This is a genomic window from Rhizobium leguminosarum, from assembly GCF_010668065.1.
GTDB lineage: Bacteria > Pseudomonadota > Alphaproteobacteria > Rhizobiales > Rhizobiaceae > Rhizobium > Rhizobium leguminosarum_S.
Map to the genome: position 1 here is coordinate 478778 of NZ_WUEN01000003.1, position 18100 is coordinate 496877.

Genomic DNA, 18100 nt, shown 5'->3' on the forward strand with positions numbered 1-18100 from the left:
TCAATCCACCGCGCGCGGGAAAAGGCCGCGCGGCTTGAACAGGAGAACGGCGAGGAATGCCAGATGGCCGGCAAGGATCTGCCATTCCGGATTGATCGCGGCCCCCACCGTCTGGGCAACGCCTAAGATGATGCCGCCAGCGAGTGTGCCCCAGAGCGAGCCGAGCCCGCCGATGATCACCACTTCGAAGGCGTAGATCAGCCGCGCCGGCCCTGACGTCGGATCGAAATTGGCGCGCGTCCCAAGATAGAGGGCGGCGATCGTCACCACGACCATGGCAAGCCCCGTCGCCATCGCGAAGATGCGCTGCGGCCGAATGCCCATCAGCCCTGCCGTCACCGGATCGTCCGAGGTTGCCCGGAAGGCACGGCCGACGGAGGTGCGGTAGATGAGCTGGTTGAGACAGACGATGACGGCGACGGCGGAAAAGAAGGTCATCAGCGGCATGATGCCGGCGGTGACCGGGCCGAGATTGACGGAGGCGCTCTCGAGACTGCCGGCAAAAACGCGGCGGCTATCGGCCGAAAATCCTTCGAGCAGGCCGTTCTGGATGACGATCGACAGGCCGAAGGTGACAAGCAGCGGCGGCAGGATATCCTTGCCGAGCGTACGGTTGAGCAGGAAATATTGCAGGCCCCAGCCGATGGCGAACATCAACGGCATCGCGATCAGGGCGGCAACGAACGGGTCAAGCCCGAGCGTCGTCACCAGGATCAGAATCAGGAAGGCGGCAAGCACGATCAGATCGCCATGGGCGAGGTTGACCAGCCGCATGATGCCGAAGACGAGGCTCAAGCCCGCCGCAAACAGCGCGTAGAGCCCGCCGAGCAGCACGCCCTGGAGAATGGTATCAAGCCAGTTCATGGTGATCCGTCCCGAAATAGGCCCTGTGGATGTCGTCGCGGCTGAGGTCGGCGGCGCGGCCGGAGAGCGTCACTCGCCCCTCCATCATGCAGTAGACGCGGTCGGCCACCTTCAGCGCCTGGGCGATATCCTGCTCGACGATGACGATTGAAGCGCCGGTCTCGCGGATACTGGGAAAGGCGGCGTAGATATCGCGAACCACGACAGGCGCAAGGCCAAGGCTGATCTCGTCGCAGAGCAGCAGCGCCGGATTGGACATCAGCCCACGACCGATCGCCACCATCTGCTGCTGCCCTCCGGAGAGTGCTGTGGCCGGATTGTTGCGCCGCTCCTTCAGGATCGGGAACAGCGAAAAGACGCTTTCGAGCGTCCACGGGCCGTCGACCTTGCGGCCATAATTGCCGATCAGCAGGTTTTCCTCGACGCTCAGCGACGGAAAGAGTTTCCGACCTTCCGGCACCATGGCGATGCCGCGCGCCAGAATGTCAGGCGCCGGCAGCGCGCCGATCGGCTCGTCGCGATAAAGGATCGATGCCGGCGCATTGGTGAGCACGCCTGAGATCGAGCGCATCAGCGTCGTCTTGCCGGCGCCGTTGGCGCCGATGATGGCAATGGTCTCGCCGGCGCCGACGATGATATCGACGCCGAACAGCGCTTGGAAATCGCCGTAGGAGGCGGTCAAGCCTCTGGTTTCGAGAAGCGCCATCAGATCTCGATCCCCAGATAGATTTCACGCACATCGCGCGACGCCATGATGTCCTCCGGCTTGCCGATGCCGATGACCCTGCCGAAATGCAGCACCAGCAGCCGCTCGACGACGGAATTCAGCGCATGCAGCACATGCTCGATCCAGATGACGGCAACGCCGCGCGCATGAATGGCGCGGATGGTTGACACCAGCGACCGGCACTCGCCCTCGGTCAGTCCGCCGGCGATTTCATCAAGCAGCAGCAGCTTCGGTTCCGTCGCCAGCGCTCGCGCCAGTTCCAGCCGCTTGCGCATCAGCAGCGACAGGCTTCCGGCCAGCACATTCGCCTTGTCGATCAGCCCTGTGTCCACCAGGATTTCGGCGCAGCGGTCCGACACCTCGGCCTCGCGCCGCCGCGAGCCGAAAGCGCCGGCGACCAGGAGGTTTTCGAAGACCGTCAGCTTCTCGAACGGCTGCGGGATCTGGAAGGTGCGGCCCATGCCCGACAGGCAGCGCGCCATCGGCGGCGTGCGCGTCACGTCGCTGCCGAGAAAGCGGATGCTGCCGCTATCGGCGGCGATATTGCCGGTGATCAGATTGAACAGCGTCGACTTGCCGGCGCCGTTCGGCCCGATAATGCCCAGCGCCTCTCCTTCGCCGACGGCAAAGGAAATCTGCTCGGCGACCGTCAATGCACCGAATTTCTTCGAGACCCCATCGAGTTCGAGAATTGCCAAACCCATTCCTCCCAGAACAGGCGGGGCCTCTAGCGGCCCCGTGCCAAAAATCAGGCGATCGCTTCCATCTTGCCGCCGACCGGAATGTTCGGCGCTGTCTTGTTGTCGGTGATGACGAGATCGTAGCCGCCGCCGTCCTTCAACCGCCACTGGCCGCCGACGAGCGGCGTCTTGGCGATGTTCTTGGCGGCAAACGGCGGCAGGCCCTTGCCGTCCCAGGCGATCGGACCGACCAGCGTATCGAGCTTGGTGGCGGCAATCGCCTGCGCGACGGCATCCCCGTCTGTCGGATCTCCGGCCCGCTTCATCGCATCCACCGCCAGTTCGAACAGCGCATGGGCAAAGCCGATCGGCTGCGTCCAGGGCCTGTTGGTCGCCTTGGTGAAGGCGTCTGCCACCTGTGCTGTACTTTCCCCGGTCAAGGACGACTTGAACGGATGGCTCGGCGTCCACCAGACTTCCGACGACAGATTGTGCCCGGCATTGCCGAGCGCCTCCACGGTCTGCGGGAAGAGCAGCGCCTTGCCGATCGAGGCGATCTTCGGCGCGAAACCCTGCTGCTTGGCCTGGTTCCAGAAGGTGGTGAAGTCAGGCGGAATGACGACGCCGGTGATGATTTCGCACTGGCCCGATTTGAAGGCATTGATCTGCGCCGAGAAATCATCCGTCATGTTCTGGTAGCGGCCGGGGTCGATCAGGCCATAGCCCATCTTTTCCAGCACCGGCGGGAAGCCGACGACCTTGTCGCCCCAGGCATTGCCGTCGCCATCGTTGGGGAACAGGCCGCCGACCTTCTTGTTGGTTTCGATCTGCGCCCACATGTTGGTGAAGACCGAGATGACGTCTTCGAGACCCCAGAAGAAGTGATAGGCGTAGTTGAACGGCTTCCAGGACGTGGGGTCGCCGGGATTGCCCTGCTGGCCGATGAACCATGGCTGCCAGGGCGCCACCGTCGAGATGCAGGGCATTTCCTCGGCCTCGCAGGTGGTCGCCACCGGATTGGTGGTCTCCGGCGTCGAGGCGACGAGGATCAGGTTCACCTCGTCGGTGACGATCAGTTCCTTGGCGACCTCAGCCGCCCGGTTCGGATTGGACTGGCTGTCCTTGACGACAACCTCATAGTTGAGACCCATCGACTTGGTGACCGCCAGAAAACTGTCGATGACGAACTTGTCGGCCTCGCCGAAGGCAGCTAGCGGCCCCGTCTGCGGGCTGACATAACCTAGCTTGATCGCGGCATCCTGCGCGATCGCAGGTGCGGCGAGCCCGGATGTCGCCGCCAATGCACCGGTGGCGACCGTCGTCTTCAGAAAATCGCGTCTGGTAAACATGTTTCCTCCTCCCATTTTTCTCTCCTCCCAGAGAGCGTGATGTCTGTCGTCAACCTATGCCGGCCGCGTGCCCTCCCAGGCATCCTGCAGCAGGGCACGAATGGATTGCCGGTCGATCGGCCTTGGATTCCAGTAGGGATTTTCGGTGGCGATCTCGGCTGCGCGATCGAGATCGGCTTCGCTGAGGCCGAGATCCTTCAGCGCCAGCGGTGAACCGATTTGTCTGGCGAAATCCCAAAGCCCGCCGCCGACCGAACCGCCGAAGATATCGGCGACCGGCGCCAGAAGCTCCGGCACGGCTGCGGCATTGTAGGCGGCGGTATGCGGCAGCATGATCGCATGCGTATCGGCATGCGGCGTATCGAAGGTGCCGCCCAGCGTGTGGCAGATCTTGTGGTGCAGCGCCATGCCGACGGTGCCGAGCACGGTGCCGCAGAGCCAGGCGCCGTAGAGCGCATCGGCGCGGACATCGGCAGCCCGCGGCACGGCGACGATGTCAGGCATACTGGTCTTGAAGGCCCGCAGCCCTTCGGCCGCCATCAGTGTCGAAATCGGATTGCGATCCCGAGCATAGAGCGCCTCGACCGCATGGGCCATGGCATTCAGCCCCGAGGTGACGCTCATGCCAACCGGCAGGCCAAGCGTCAGGGTCGGGTCGTAGATCACCACCTCAGGCAGGATGCTCGCATGGCGCACGGTGGTCTTGCGCCCGCCCTCAGTCTGGCCGAGGATAGGCGTCACTTCCGATCCGGCATAGGTCGTCGGAATGACGATCTGCGGCAGATCCGTGCGATAGGCGATTGCCTTGCCAAGCCCGGTGGTCGAGCCGCCGCCGAGCGAAACGACGCAATCAGCCTGCGTTCGGAGAACGACCTCCATCGCCTCTTCGGTGACATCGACCGGTGTGTGCATGACGGCGCCGGCAAAGACGCCGACAGCGAGAGAGCCCAGTTGCGCGGCCAGCGCTTCGGCATCGGCCTTCTGTTGCGGCGTCGAGAGGACGAGCGCATTAGCGCATCCGAGCTTTTCCACCCACTCGCCGGCGGCAGCGCTCTTGCCTTCGCCGAAGACGATATGGGCGGGGCTGCCGCTATAGATGAAATCGCGGCTCATATCTCGGCTCCCTGCCTGGCGCGGACCATGACGAAGGTCAGATCCAACAGCCACCCCTTGCCCCGCGGCTCGAAGGTTCGCACCAGCTCCGGCTTGACGGCGAAGATCGCGTCTTCGGCCAGATGCGGATCGCTGCCGTCATAGATATGCGTGGTGATCGTCTCGAAGCCCGGGGCCTTGATCATGAAATGAAGATGCGCGGGGCGGCGCAGCGGATAGCCCGCCTGCCGCAGAAGTTTTCCCACCGGCCCATCGTCCGGCACGCCATAGCCGCATGGCTTGATGGTCCGATAGTGGAAACGTCCATCCGAATCCGTGCGGAAGCCGCCGCGCAGGTTGAATTCCGGCTGCAGATCAGGCTGCTGGTTTTCGTAAAATCCTTGAGCATTGGCCTGCCAGGTGATGATCTCGGCATTTGCGATGGGATCGCCATCGAGATCCTGCACGCGGCCGGAAACATCAAACGTCTCGCCGATCCCGTCGAGCGCGATATTGCTGCCGAGCGGCAGTTGCGGAACGTCGGGGCGGAAGAAGGGTCCGCGCACGGTGTTGGGGGTGGCCGTCTTCGGACGGCGCGAATTGATTTCTTCGACCAGAGCCGAAGCGCCGAGCAGATCCGACAGCAGCACCCACTCCTGGCGCCGCTCGTCGCTGGCATGGCCGACATCGGTCAAGAATTCGATGACCTGCCGCCATTCCGCCTGGGTGGGCCGCACTTCGCGGATCAGGGTATGAAGATGCGTCACCGCTGCCGCGAGAACCTGCGGCAGGCTGTTGTCCCTTGATGGCGGTAGTCGTTGCGCGAACATGTCATGCGAGGTGGCCTCGCTGAAATTCAGCGCCATCGGACCCGGCGTCATGTGTCTCCTCCAAGGCAATGGCTGGTGGAGACAAATTTAGTCCAATCGCTACATGCGAGTAATGATTTTATTCGCGATTAATATATCATATCGTTATGAAGATAGACGAACGCCACCTTGTCCAGCTTGCGGCAGTCGTTAAAACCGGCGGGGTAACCGAGGGAGCGGCCCTGCTCGGCCTATCGCAGCCGGCTGTTTCGCGCACGCTCTCGATGCTCGAGGCTCGCATCGGCGAACCGCTGTTCCTCAAAGGGCGACGGCCGCTGCAGCCAACACCACTGGGGCGAGCGCTGGCCGATCACGGTCAGACCATGCTGTCGGCATCGCGCAAGGCCTCCGATGTCGTTGAAAGCTTTCGGGCCGGCAGGAGCGGCGTGGTGCGTGTCGGTGGTACGCCTTTTTTCATGGATGCTTTGATCGCGGGCATGATCGCCGAGTTCCAGAACCTGCATCCAGACGTGCGCATCGACCAGACCTATGGTTATTTTCCAGACCTCCGTGCCGCGCTCAATGCCGACCAGATCGACCTTGCTATCTGTCCGATCGATATTCTCGACGAGGGCTCCGGCCTTGAATTTCAGCAGATCCTGCCCGGCCGCAACGTCGTCGCCTGCCGGGTCACCCATCCTTTGCTGTTGAAGCGGCGACCTCAGCCGGCGCACCTGCTCGATTTTCCTTGGGTGGCGCCCCCGCCAGGCAGCCCGCTACTCACCGATCTGCGCAGCATGCTGCTGTCTTTCGGCGCAACCGAAGTCAAGATTCGCTATTCGGGCGGCTCCCTCATGAGCGTCGTCCACTACATGAAGGCGGCTGATGCGCTGACCATCATGCCGCACAGCGTCGTCTTCGCATTGCGCAACGAAAAGTCCATCACCGCCCTGCCCGTCCCCATCCCCCATTCGGAACGCGCGCTCGGTTTGCTGAAGCGTTCGGACGCACCCCGCACGCCCGCCGCCGATCACTTCGCCCGCCACATCCGCACAGGCTTCGATAACCTCAAGCATCTGATCAAGCGGCACGAGCAGTCAGTGGTCTGGGGAGCCTAGACGCTAGTTTCCCGGCGAGTGACCCACATGCCGGAACCCCCTATGTTCCAGGCACCTGCAAGGCGCCTGATCATCTCGATCTGGAGATCGGCGAAATGGCTGGCTGCGGTACAGTTGCAGAGAACGGATTTGCGGCATTGCAATAGGTGATAACGCAGCGCAATATAACTGTCATAAATTGGGGCAGTCAGGCGCCGTGCGATGAGGATTTGCATATATAAGTCGGATAGGGCACCTGAGCTTACCCTCTTGCTGCGAGAGGATTTGCCTATACCTTCGGATACCAAGATAGACAAATGGACCAAAATTAAGGTCGTCACGGACAGAGAGATGAGGGCAGACCTTTTGATTCAAATTGGCGGGGCGGGGTATGTGTTAACTCGACTCAGCGCGAATAGACGAGGCTAGCATGGCCGTTGCCGTCGCGTTATCACGACACCAACGCCGCATAATCCGAGCCGGTAACAGCATCCGAGTGCTGAGTTGCACCGAACGAGCTAGAGCCTTTAAGACCGGTTGCGAAGTATCGCCAAACTAGCCTCCTGAGATCAACATGCAGTTCAAGCGCAATGAAATTCACGAGCTGTCGATCTTTCTCGCGATAGTCCAGTACCGTAGTTTTCGGAAAGCGGCGGATCATCTAGAAGTAACGGCTTCCGCCCTGAGCCACAGCATGAAGGCGCTTGAGCAAAGGCTGGGCGTTCGCCTCCTTAATCGAACCAGCCGCAGCGTTGCGCCAACCGCCGCCGGAACAGCCCTCGCCGAGAAGATTTCTGCCGGGCTCGAGCTTATCAACTCCGGATTGGAGGACTTGAACGGGCACTATCAAGCTGGCGCCGGCAGCATTCGCATCAATGTTCTGAAAGATGCCGCCGTTCTGCTTTTGCGGCCAGCCATTCCGGTGTTCCAGCAGCGCTTCCCGAATGTCGAACTTGAGGTCGCCGTGGATGACCAGTTCGTCGATGTCACCGCGGACGGCTTCGATGCCGGTATCCGGTACAGCGGCACCATCCCGGAAGACATGATCGCAGTTCCTCTTACTCCTCCTTTAAAATGGGTCGCGGTCGCTGCCCCTGATTATCTCAGAAATCATGGTCGCCCAGTCTTGCCGGAGGACCTCAATTCCCACCACTGCATCCGGATACGGACGGGCCGCGGCCAGATCTACAAGTGGGAATTCGAACGCGGCGATGACCGGCGCGAGATCGACGTTCCCGGAGCGCTGATATCAGGCGAAACCGATCTTGCCATCAATGCGGCTCTGGAAGGCGCCGGGCTGTGCTATTGCCTGGAAAGGCTGGCAAGCCCCTATGTCTCCGCAGGGCGCCTGGAGGTCGTTCTTCCCAAGTGGGCGTCGATGGGCCCGCCGTTTTCGATGTATTATTCCAGCCGGCGGCAGCTCCCCTTCGGCGTCGACGCGCTGATCAGGATCGTTCGCGGGCTGAACGGATTGTAGAGGCTGCCTCCAATCGATGAGCCTGGCTCATCGGTTCAGTGATTTCCACTATATTGATTCATCGCTCCCCCACGTTGTACCGCTTCTATCGAACCTTCATCAGGAAGCGGACACATCACATGAGCAAGCGGATCATCTTTACCGGCGGCAGCGGCAAGGCCGGCCGCCATGCGGTTCCATATCTGATGGGGAAGGGATACAAGGTCCGCAACCTCGACCTCGTTCCCTTGAACTGCCCCGGCGTGCAGACGCTGATTACCGATCTCACCGATAGCGGCCAGACCTTCAACGCCCTGTCGATGCATTTCAGCGGCGAGGGTCTGCAAACGCCGGGCGGACCGGCCAAGGTCGACGCCGTCGTGCATTTCGCGGCTATACCGAGCCTGCTGCTCAAGCCCGACAACCAAACTTTTTCGATCAATGCGGTCTCGACCTACAACGTCATCGAAGCGGCGGTGAAGCTCGGCATTCCCAAGGTGATCATCGCGTCCAGCGAAACGACCTACGGCGTCTGTTTTGCCGAGGGCGACAAGGATTTCCATTCGTTTCCGCTCGAAGAAGACTATGACATCGACCCGATGGACAGCTATGGGCTCTCCAAGGTGGTCAACGAGAAGACGGCCCGCGCCTTTGCGATGCGCAGCGGCATCGACATCTACGCTTTGCGGATCGCCAACGTCATCGAACCGCATGAATACGAGCGTTTTCCAGGCTTCCTTGCCGATCCGCCATCACGCAAGCGCAACGCCTGGAGCTACATCGATGCCCGCGATCTCGGGCAGATCGTCGATCTTTGCCTGCAGGCCGACGGCCTCGGCTTCCAGGTCTTCAATGCCGTCAACGACACGATCACGGCAAGCGAGCCAACGCGGGATTTCCTCGGCAAATGGGCGCCGGACACGCCGATCCTCCGGGAGCTCGGCGAATTCGAAGCGCCGCTCTCGAACCGGAAGATCCGGGAGGTTCTCGGTTTCAAGGAAGAACACAACTGGCGGAAATACGTTACCGGCGCATGATGCCGCGAGGCGCATTTCCGGCACCGCCGATCAACAACTTTGAGGAAAGACCATGAAGACCACAAGACTTGGCAAGACAGGGCTTGAAGTCAGCCGCATCTGCTTCGGCTGCATGTCCTTTGGCAAACAGACGGACGAACGCCCATGGGTTCTGGGGCTCGAAGAGGCGCGGCCACTCTATAAGCGCGCATGGGATGCCGGCATCAATTTCTTCGATACGGCCAATGTCTACGCGCAGGGCACGAGCGAAGAGATCACCGGCGTCCTGCTCAAGGAACTGGCGCCCCGCCAGGAGATCGTGCTGGCGACCAAGGTGTTCGGCCGCATGCGTCCCGGCCCAAACGGCCAGGGTCTTTCCCGTGCCGCGATCCTTACCGAGATCGACAACAGCCTGCGCCGCCTCGGCACCGACTATGTCGATCTCTACCAGATCCACCGCTTCGACCCGTTCACGCCGGTCGAAGAAACCATGCAGGCGCTGAACGACGTCGTGCGCGCCGGCAAGGCCCGCTATATCGGCGCATCCTCGATGTGGGCCTGGCAGTTTTCCAAGCTCCAGCATGCAGCCGTGGTCAACGGCTGGACGAAGTTCGTCTCGATGCAGAACCAGGTCAGCCTCACCTATCGCGAGGAGGAACGCGAAATGCTGCCGCTGTGCGGCGATCAGGGTATCGCCGTCCTGCCGTGGAGCCCGCTTGCCGGCGGCAAGCTGACCCGTCCCTGGGGCACCGAGACCAAGCGCGCCACTACCGACCGCTACAACAAGAGCATGTATGAGAAGACCGGCGACCGGGACGTCGTCGAGGCCGTCGAAGCCGTCGCCAAGGCGCGCAAGACGTCCATGGCGCAGGTCGCGATGGCCTGGGTGCTGCAGAAGCCGGTCGTTACCTCGCCGATCGTCGGCGTCAGCAAGATGAGCCATCTCGAAGATGCGATCGCCGCGGTCGACTTCGAACTCACCGGTGATGAAGTCAAGGCGCTCGAAGCCCCCTACAAATCGCTGCACGTCGCCGGTTTCTGACGACAGCGCCGCGCGGCTTTTCAGACGCGCAAACGACACTGTAGCATTTTGAATTGCTGCACAGGAAGAGAACATGACGAAAGAAGCAATGGTCGCCGGCATCCCGCAGATGGGGTACGGCACATGGAACCGTTCGGCCGATGAAGCCCATCAGGGCGTCATCTGGGCGCTTGAAGCCGGCTGCCGCCACATCGACACCGCCCAGGGCTATGGCAACGAGCAGGATGTCGCCCGCGGCATCAAGGACGCCGGCGTGGCGCGCAGCGAAATCTTCATCACCACGAAGGTGAAGCCCGATAATTACGGCCCCGGCGCCGTCATGCCGTCGGTCAGGGAGAGCCTGGAAAAGCTCCGCGTCGACCAGGTCGACCTGTTGCTCCTGCACTGGCCGTCGCCGCACAATAAATATCCGCTCGCCGACTATCTCGGCCAGTTCGCCGAGGTTTTCGATGCCGGCCTTGCCAGGCAGATCGGCGTCTCGAACTTTACCAGGGCGCTGATCGACGAAAGCATCCGCCTGCTCGGCGATCGCACGATCACCACCAATCAGGTGGAGTGCCATGTCTATATGCAGAACCGCCCGATCATCGATTATTGCGAAAAGCTCGGTATCGCGGTCACGGCCTATTCGCCGCTGGCGCGCGGCGCCGTCGTCGGCGACCCGGTTCTCGAAGAGATCGGCAAAGCCCATAGTGCCACGAGCGACCAGGTCGCGCTCGCCTTCCTGATTGCCAAGGGGCATATCGTCATCCCTTCCTCCAGCAAGAAGGATCGCATCAAGCTGAACTTCGAAGCGCGCAAGATTACGCTGACGCCGGCCGAGATCAAACGGATCGAAAGCCTCGAAAAGGGCATGCGACTGGTAGACGGCGATTGGTGCCCCGTTTGGGACGTGTGAAGGTAGTTCGCTGCTCCTTCTTTCACCGCCGTTGACATCGAAATGACAGCCGCCGTTGATGCCGCGGTTGTGTTCAAAGAGGAGATAAATATGGATTATCGCAAGCTCGGTCCCAGCGGGACCGTCGTCACCGCCTATTGCCTCGGCACCATGACCTTCGGCGCGGAGGCCGATGAGGCCGCCTCGCACAAGCTGCTCGACGATTATTTCGCCTGGGGCGGCAATTTCATCGATACCGCCGATGTCTACAGCGCCGGCAAGTCGGAAGAGATCATCGGACGCTGGCTGAAGGCGCGCCCGACCGAGGCCCGCCAGGCGATCGTCGCCACCAAAGGGCGTTTTCCGATGGGCAATGGCCCCAACGATATCGGCCTGTCGCGCCGGCATCTTAGCCAGGCGCTCGACGATTCGCTCCGCCGCCTCGACCTCGAGCAGATCGACCTTTACCAGATGCATGCCTGGGACGCGCTGACGCCGATCGAGGAAACGCTGCGCTTCCTCGACGATGCGGTTTCATCCGGCAAGATCGGCTATTACGGCTTCTCCAACTATGTCGGCTGGCATATCGCCAAGGCCTCGGAGATCGCCAAGGCGCGCGGCTATACCCGCCCGGTGACGCTGCAGCCGCAATATAACCTGCTGGTGCGCGACATCGAGCTTGAGATTGTCGCGGCCTGCCAAGATGCCGGCATGGGCCTGCTGCCGTGGTCGCCGCTCGGCGGCGGCTGGCTGACCGGCAAATACAAGCGCGACGAGATGCCGACGGGCGCCACCCGCCTCGGCGAAAACCCCAATCGCGGCGGCGAATCCTATGCGCCGCGTAATGCGCTGGAGAGAACCTGGGCGATCATCGCTGTCGTCGAGGAAATCGCCAAGGCGCATGGCGTCAGCATGGCGCAGGTGGCGCTCGCCTGGACGGCGGCGCAGCCGGCGATCACCTCAGTCATCCTCGGCGCCCGCACGCCGGAACAGCTCGCCGACAATCTCGGCGCCATGAAACTCAAGCTCTCCGACGACGAGATGGCGAGACTGAACGATGTGAGCGCGCCTCAGCCTTTCGACTATCCCTATGGCAAGGGCGGCATCAACCAGCGCCATCGCAAGATCGAGGGCGGACGGTAGTTCGTAGACTGGGACGGTGGCCGAGCCACCGTCCGGTTCGCCTCGGCGTGGGACATGGCAACGATTGACGTCGCTTATTACCCATATCTTCGGGTCGAATAAGTTTGGCCGGGTTAGGCGTGCCAGCGGGATCGGACCTGTTATTCATCACCGCGTTGAGCTGGCTTCTCTCATGCGGAATGTGTCAAAGGCCCATGAACCGCCGCCAGCGACGCTGATATAGAGAAACAGGAAACAGAAGAGGATGGCTGCATCGCCACCATTGAGTGTCGGATAGAAATTGCGGGGAAAGTGGGACATGAAATAAGCCACGGCCATCATGCCGGAGAGGATAAAGGCCGTCGGGCGGGTAAACAGCCCAAGCATGATCAGGGCTCCGCCAACTACCTCCAACGTCCCTGCGAACCCCATGAACGAGAGGAGCTCAACCGCCCTGCCCTCGCGTGGTGGAAAATTTAGGAGCTTCTGGGTCCCGTGTGGGAAGAAAACCAGCCCGACGATGAATCTTAGAACTGACAGTGCACGAGGCGCCCAAACGCCGACTAAAGGATTGGAGATCAGATGTTGCAAGATATTCTCCTTGAGGTGAAAACGCATTGACCACGGAACGCTCCGCTGGGACGCCCCGCGGGCTTCGAAAACGGCAACTAGCGGATCACATTCAGCGACGGGTAAGGCGGAAAACCTGAGCCGGGGGAAAGTTGTTGAACACCCATCCGATGCTTTGAGAGACGAGACCGACACGGTCCAGCACCTGTTCGTGGGTCGGGCAACGCAGCCCATAGGTGAACTGATAAAAGCTGCCATCCGCCCTCAGGCGCGATAAAGCCCCTCTCAGAATGGCCAGGACCTTGCCTGGAGGCATCGATAAAAGCGGAAGACCGCTAATGACGGCACGTGCCTGTTGGTCGTGGCGCCAAGGCATATGCCGCAATCTTGCGGCGTCCATACAGAGCACATCGGCTCCTGGGTATCGTCGAAGGAGAACCTGGGCAAACTGCGGTGTATATTCGACGAGGACCAGGCCGGAATTTGGTATTCCACGCTGGACGAGCGCCTGCGTGAAAACGCCCGTTCCAGGTCCGAGCTCCAGCACTGGACCAACGCCCGCGCTTACCTCGGACGTTATCAGTTGGCCCAATGCCTTTCCGGAAGGAACGACGGACGCAATGCGAAGCGGATGCGCGGCCCAGGCGCGGAAGAATGGCAGGACATCGGACATGGGCTCTCTCCAATTATGTGGAACGCGTTTTGCGCCGTGGGGAGAGCCTAGAGAAAAGCTTGGGGTTTGAGTTTTAAGTGATGTTTAGTTTTGTTGGCAGCGCCCACGATGACCCATTGCGGGGGATGTCATTTCGCGGAACCCGACCGTCAAAGGCGCCTGGCATCCGTACCCGCCGAGTGCGGATGCGTAACGGGATGAGCTTTGGCAGAAAGGTTTTTTGCAACATGCTGGTGCTTGCTGTTGCCGAGTCCGACCCCTTGCTTATGCGCAGCGTGAACGAGCAAGGCTTTCATCGTCTTCACTGAGACATGGTCAGCGCGCATCACAAGCCTAATCAACGGATCTTTCAGGACGTCGACAATCGTCAAATCCTCATGGGTCATCGCTTTCTCCTGGTGAACAAGACCCTCAACTAGCTGGGTTTTCCAGCAGCGCGATGTCAAAAGCCGGACGAAAAGAAGGCGGTCGATGAAGATATGTTGCGCCAGCTCGTATCGCCGACACAGATTGCCTGAAGGAGGCTCAGCGCGTTCGCCGCAGTGAGCTTTTAGGCGCCGATCGTTCTGAATATGCAGCGTTTGACCGAGCTTTCCGCATCGGAGACATGCGGCTCAGCAATCCCTCCCTGTCCCAGAACTGATGTTTCAGCGCTGCCAGGACATGGACGATCACCAGCAATTTGGCGATGTTTGTCAGGAGTTCGTGGGCAGTTCCTGTCCAGGTGCCCCGATCGGGCATGAAAGACGCCGACATAAAGTTAAAAAACCTGACCTGTTCAACCTCGAGCCTTTCGGCGCCGTAGGGTGCAAGTGCCAGCATCCCGGTGATCGGAAGGCCAATCATCAACCCATAGAATATCCAATGGGTCACATGAGACGCCCAGACTTGCCAGCCCGGCATAGCCGCCGGCAAAGCAGGCGGCGGGTTTGCAACTCGCCAAAAAAGGCGAGCCAACCCCAGCAGCAAGATCAATATTCCGATCGACGCGTGGGCGGAGGGTTTCCACCCCGCCATCGACCCGCCGATCGGCACCCTTATCCAATTATCGCCGAACATTTGCTGAAACAGCATGAACAGCATGAGAATGGCGGTGATCCAGTGAAGCCAGATGGCCGTGCGGGTGTAGCGTTTGGCATGAACAATCATCGCCGTCTCCCAAAAACACTCGGTGTTTTGCTGTGTCAGCGTTCCGGCCGCCCCCAAAACCCTGGCCAGAGCCGAAGTTAGAGAACACGTGCAGAATGAACGCTCCCGGCGCAGCTACGGGGGAACGGTTTCTAGAACTTGTAGCCGACCATCATCATCGCTGACGGTTGCACATCGTCTTGAACGATCGGACTGTCGGCGGCATCGCCCGTCAGGAAGCCGACACCGGCCTGGCCGCGAATGAGCCAGTTTTCCGTCGCCATGTAGGTGACCGACGCTTCGACATCGAAACGCTTCAGTCCGGCGCCTGCATCGTATTGACGGAGACCCGAGCGGGCGGACTGCTCAGACGTCACACCAAAATAGCTTTCCATATGATTTTCGTCGGCAAGGGTGGCAGATGCACCAGCAGACAGGATGAACCGGTCGTATCGCTGGGACACGTTCGCCCCGAACTTACCCACCAGTCCGTCGCTGCCGCCGATGGTCTTGTCGATGGACGCATAGAGTTCCGCAGGTCCGACTTGATAGGATAGTTTACCGCCAATCACCGCGCCGGCATCGACATCGCCAAGGCCCCTGAGATGATCGGAATCATCTTCGGACCGACCCATTTCATATCCCCCCTTGACCGACAGCGTGAAGCCATTCGACTGGAGGACATCGACGGTCAGACCCGTCGGATCGATGCCGATCCTGTCGCCGATCCGCGCCGAGATGACGGGAATGGGGCGGACCTCGAATTCATCCGATCCCTCGAACTTCGGTGCATACATCGCTCCGGCGCCAACCACGACATTCCACTCGTGCAGCCTCTGACCGACCGCGCCGAAACGGCTATTGTCGAAACGTTGAGACGGCGGAACAGCGACAGCGTCCTGTTCATCGAGATCTGCGGCTTGTGTGTAGGTCGCCGACGTGAGCGCGATGATGGCGATCGCCAACAACGTGGCCCTCGTAGGTCGGACAAGCGTGATTTTGGTAGGCGACATTGGGCGCGGCTCCTGAGGTCTGATGCATAGGCGCGGGAAGCGAACACAACCTTGTGCTTGCTGACCGCACTATCTCAGAGCAGGAGGCCGGCTTGGGTTTTGTGATGTTAAGAGATGTTGCCGGCCCATCCTGGCTTGTCCTTGGGTGCGCTCCCACCGGCTATGGATTTCGCTCGATCAGCATCAGGATGCGAAGTTGGCTTAATATTAAAAAACAAATCTGCCCGTGACCGCCCGTGGGTATTGGGCGATTATAGTGCCTGAGCGATCGGAAACTTCCTGGACCAAAGGCACATTATGAGCGCGCATCTGCATCTCGTCGCCCCGGAAACCGGTTCGCGCATTCTGCTTGTCGAGGATGACCACGAGATCGCCTCGATGGTGGTGGAAATGTTGAGCGACAACAACTTCGAGGCAATCGCGGTAGGCTCTGCGGCCGACATGGACGTCGTGATGAGCAACCAGTCCTTCGATCTTGTCGTGCTCGATGCGATGCTGCCTGGCGAAGATGGCTTCAGCATTTGCCGGCGTCTCAGGGCGGCATCCGTCACACCGATCATCATGCTCACCGCGTTGAAAGACGATATCGATCGGATCATCGGGATCGAGCTCGGCGCTGACGACTACATCACCAAGCCGTTCAATCCTCGCGAGCTGATGGCTCGCATCAAAGGGCTGTTGCGGCGCGCATCCTACAGCACCGATCAGCGTGCTCCTCGAAACCCCATGGAATTTGCCGGATGGGTGGTCGATCCTGTGCCACGTCAGCTCATTAGCCCGGATGGCGTGCATGTCTCGATGACGACGGCAGAGTTCGACGTGCTTCTGGCCTTTTGCCGCAATCCAGGCCGGGTTCTTACACGAGAACAGTTGCTGGGACTAACGCATGCGGGTCTCGCGGGCCCGGTCGAGCGCAGCGTCGACGTCCATGTCAGCCGCGTGCGTCAGAAGATCGAGCCCAATGTCCGGGAGCCGACGTTCATCAAGACCGTTCGCCTAGGCGGCTACCTGTTCACTCCGAAGGTGGAGAGCCGATGATGCTGAAGCGGATGAAGGCCGGATCGATCCGGTGGCAGATCGCAGCCTCGGCGATCGCACCGGTTATCCTCGTTGCCCTCCTGCTGATCCTGACCCAGCCTTTGACACTCTACCAACCAGAAAGCCTTTCCTACGGGCGCGGCACCGCCTTGAAAATCGAGATGGTGACCGAGCAGGTACGTGCTGCTGAAACGCCGGAACAACTGGCGGCGCTCTTCGCCATAGTTTCTAACACTGGGCTGAAGGTGGAGGAGGTTTCACCCGCCGAGTTTGGCAACGACCCCAACCTGTCGATCTCACGGACAGACCCTCGACAGCTCGTGAGGAACAACCTGCCCGATCCGATCCTGACAAGTTTCCGTACAAACACGTCGACCGGCAAGCTGCACAATGTAATCGTGGTTGCCGTTGGTGATGGCAGGGCGCTCGCTTTTCAGCCCTCCCCGCCTCCAACCGCTAGCTGGATCACCGAAAAACAGATCAACCTTGCCTTGAAGGTCATGATCGTGATCGTCCCCATTCTCCTTGTGTCGCTCTATGCCGCGTCGACGATCACCGCACCACTCCTGAAGTTCGCCGCGGCCGCTGAAACGCTGAAGCGCGACGAGGGACCAGACCGCCCGTTCGATGAGAATGGCGCGGCCGAAATACACACTCTCGCGAAATCGCTGAACGACATGCGCAGCCGTGTGCGAAGCATGATCGAGGATCGGACGCGTATGTTGCGTGCGATCAGTCACGACTTCCGCACGCCATTGACACGCCTGAGATTACGGGCAGAAAGATCCAATCAACCGGAACTGAAAGCATCCTTTCTCGCCGACATCGCGGCTCTCAGCGATATGATCGACGACACCCTGATTTACCTCAGCAAGGAGATGGGAGCAGAGAAGCTTCTCAACGCCGATCTGCCAAGCCTGCTGGATACCGTGTGTGCCGACTTTACCGACATGGGCTACAACGTCCATTATTCGGGCCCCGAACGTTTTGCCTATCGTTGCAAGCCGCGCTGGCTGGCGCGCGCCGTGACTAACCTCGTGGAGAACAGCACCAAGTTCGCCCAGCAGGTCACCGTTACCCTGTCCGTACTTGAGGACAGATCGGTGCGCATCAGCGTGAAGGACGATGGCCCTGGCCTGCCTGCCGACCTGCACACGCGGGTGCTTGAACCCTTCTTTAAGGTCGATACTGCCCGGACGTCTTCGGATCGAACCGGCTTTGGCCTCGGGCTTTCCATCGTCGATGACATTGTCCGGGCTCATGGGGGTAAGACCGAGCTCATGAACGCCTCACCCCATGGTCTCATAGTTCACATCGACCTACCGGTCGAAGATGCAACTTCCGTGGTCTCGCCGCCCCAGCTCGCGAGTAATGCGAGCCGGGCAACAGCTTAGAGCCGGTTCGGGAAAGGGCATTGGCCGGGCGAGGCCGACGCGCGCAAGCGCCGCTCGCATTCCTCAATGTGAGGTTTCCCATCCCGCCAGTCATTTTCCCCGAAATAAAACTAAATCTATTCAAACACACAGAACCCCGCCGTTTGCGTATCG

Annotated in this window: 19 protein-coding genes; 8 read left to right on the forward strand and 11 right to left on the reverse strand. The window is 60.6% G+C overall.

From position 1 onward, the window contains the following. The 6 genes from GR198_RS10660 to GR198_RS10685 are packed head-to-tail and all read right to left on the reverse strand — an operon-like array spanning position 1 to position 5593. The gene (locus GR198_RS10660) at positions 1–864 is read right to left on the reverse strand and encodes a branched-chain amino acid ABC transporter permease (protein ID WP_164068816.1); all 864 of its coding nucleotides are present in this window, start codon (positions 862–864) and stop codon (positions 1–3) included. Beyond that, positions 851–1570: an ABC transporter ATP-binding protein gene (locus GR198_RS10665; protein WP_164068818.1), complete on the reverse strand. Its 720-nt coding sequence runs from the start codon at positions 1568–1570 to the stop codon at positions 851–853. The genes GR198_RS10660 and GR198_RS10665 overlap by 14 nt, the downstream gene beginning before the upstream one ends. Beyond that, on the reverse strand, positions 1570–2289 hold the full coding sequence (locus GR198_RS10670; RefSeq protein WP_029875781.1) for an ABC transporter ATP-binding protein: 720 nt from the start codon (positions 2287–2289) through the stop codon (positions 1570–1572). The genes GR198_RS10665 and GR198_RS10670 overlap by 1 nt, the downstream gene beginning before the upstream one ends. Positions 2290–2339: 50 nt before the next feature. After that, entirely contained in the window at positions 2340–3620 is a 1281-nt protein-coding gene (locus GR198_RS10675) for an ABC transporter substrate-binding protein (protein ID WP_164068821.1), read from the reverse strand. 54 nt (positions 3621–3674) lie between these two features. After that, positions 3675–4733: a maleylacetate reductase gene (locus GR198_RS10680; RefSeq protein ID WP_164068823.1), complete on the reverse strand. Its 1059-nt coding sequence runs from the start codon at positions 4731–4733 to the stop codon at positions 3675–3677. Further along, entirely contained in the window at positions 4730–5593 is an 864-nt protein-coding gene (locus tag GR198_RS10685) for a dioxygenase family protein (RefSeq protein ID WP_164068825.1), read from the reverse strand. The genes GR198_RS10680 and GR198_RS10685 overlap by 4 nt, the downstream gene beginning before the upstream one ends. 95 nt (positions 5594–5688) lie before the next feature. Here GR198_RS10685 and GR198_RS10690 point away from each other — a divergent pair, with 95 nt between their 5' ends. The 6 genes from GR198_RS10690 (at position 5689) to GR198_RS10715 (ending at position 12152) form a co-directional block, all read left to right on the forward strand. Beyond that, positions 5689–6639 (forward strand): LysR family transcriptional regulator, encoded by a 951-nt coding sequence (locus GR198_RS10690; RefSeq protein WP_029875785.1) that lies wholly within the window; start codon positions 5689–5691, stop codon positions 6637–6639. Between the two features lie 553 nt (positions 6640–7192). Next, positions 7193–8095: a LysR family transcriptional regulator gene (locus tag GR198_RS10695; RefSeq protein WP_029875786.1), complete on the forward strand. Its 903-nt coding sequence runs from the start codon at positions 7193–7195 to the stop codon at positions 8093–8095. 119 nt (positions 8096–8214) lie between these two features. Further along, positions 8215–9111, forward strand: coding sequence for an NAD-dependent epimerase/dehydratase family protein (locus GR198_RS10700; protein ID WP_164068827.1), 897 nt, complete (start codon positions 8215–8217; stop codon positions 9109–9111). 52 nt (positions 9112–9163) lie between these two features. Beyond that, positions 9164–10132, forward strand: a complete 969-nt coding sequence (locus tag GR198_RS10705; protein WP_164068829.1) for an aldo/keto reductase — start codon at positions 9164–9166, stop codon at positions 10130–10132. A gap of 73 nt (positions 10133–10205) precedes the next feature. Then, on the forward strand, positions 10206–11030 hold the full coding sequence (locus GR198_RS10710) for an aldo/keto reductase (RefSeq protein WP_164068832.1): 825 nt from the start codon (positions 10206–10208) through the stop codon (positions 11028–11030). A 90-nt stretch (positions 11031–11120) separates the two neighbouring features. Continuing rightward, positions 11121–12152 (forward strand): aldo/keto reductase, encoded by a 1032-nt coding sequence (locus GR198_RS10715; RefSeq protein WP_164068834.1) that lies wholly within the window; start codon positions 11121–11123, stop codon positions 12150–12152. A 147-nt stretch (positions 12153–12299) separates the two neighbouring features. Here GR198_RS10715 and GR198_RS10720 read toward each other — a convergent pair whose 3' ends face one another. From GR198_RS10720 to GR198_RS10740, 5 genes are all read right to left on the reverse strand, one after another. Continuing rightward, positions 12300–12713 (reverse strand): DoxX family protein, encoded by a 414-nt coding sequence (locus GR198_RS10720; protein WP_246711093.1) that lies wholly within the window; start codon positions 12711–12713, stop codon positions 12300–12302. A gap of 100 nt (positions 12714–12813) precedes the next feature. Continuing rightward, the gene (locus GR198_RS10725) at positions 12814–13374 is read right to left on the reverse strand and encodes a class I SAM-dependent methyltransferase (protein WP_164068837.1); all 561 of its coding nucleotides are present in this window, start codon (positions 13372–13374) and stop codon (positions 12814–12816) included. Between the two features lie 149 nt (positions 13375–13523). Continuing rightward, entirely contained in the window at positions 13524–13760 is a 237-nt protein-coding gene (locus tag GR198_RS10730) for a hypothetical protein (protein WP_164068839.1), read from the reverse strand. A 139-nt stretch (positions 13761–13899) separates the two neighbouring features. Then, the gene (locus GR198_RS10735; RefSeq protein WP_164068841.1) at positions 13900–14523 is read right to left on the reverse strand and encodes a cytochrome b; all 624 of its coding nucleotides are present in this window, start codon (positions 14521–14523) and stop codon (positions 13900–13902) included. A 131-nt stretch (positions 14524–14654) separates the two neighbouring features. After that, positions 14655–15515 (reverse strand): MipA/OmpV family protein, encoded by an 861-nt coding sequence (locus GR198_RS10740; RefSeq protein ID WP_164068843.1) that lies wholly within the window; start codon positions 15513–15515, stop codon positions 14655–14657. Positions 15516–15812: 297 nt separating this feature from the next. On the opposite strand from GR198_RS10740, the gene GR198_RS10745 reads away from it, so the two are divergent. Both GR198_RS10745 and GR198_RS10750 read left to right on the forward strand, forming a co-directional pair. Next, the gene (locus tag GR198_RS10745) at positions 15813–16553 is read left to right on the forward strand and encodes a response regulator (protein WP_164068845.1); all 741 of its coding nucleotides are present in this window, start codon (positions 15813–15815) and stop codon (positions 16551–16553) included. Beyond that, complete coding sequence (locus tag GR198_RS10750) at positions 16553–17947, forward strand: sensor histidine kinase (RefSeq protein ID WP_164069049.1); 1395 nt, start codon at positions 16553–16555, stop codon at positions 17945–17947. Before GR198_RS10745 ends, GR198_RS10750 begins: the two co-directional genes overlap by 1 nt. Positions 17948–18100 lie beyond the last annotated feature (153 nt).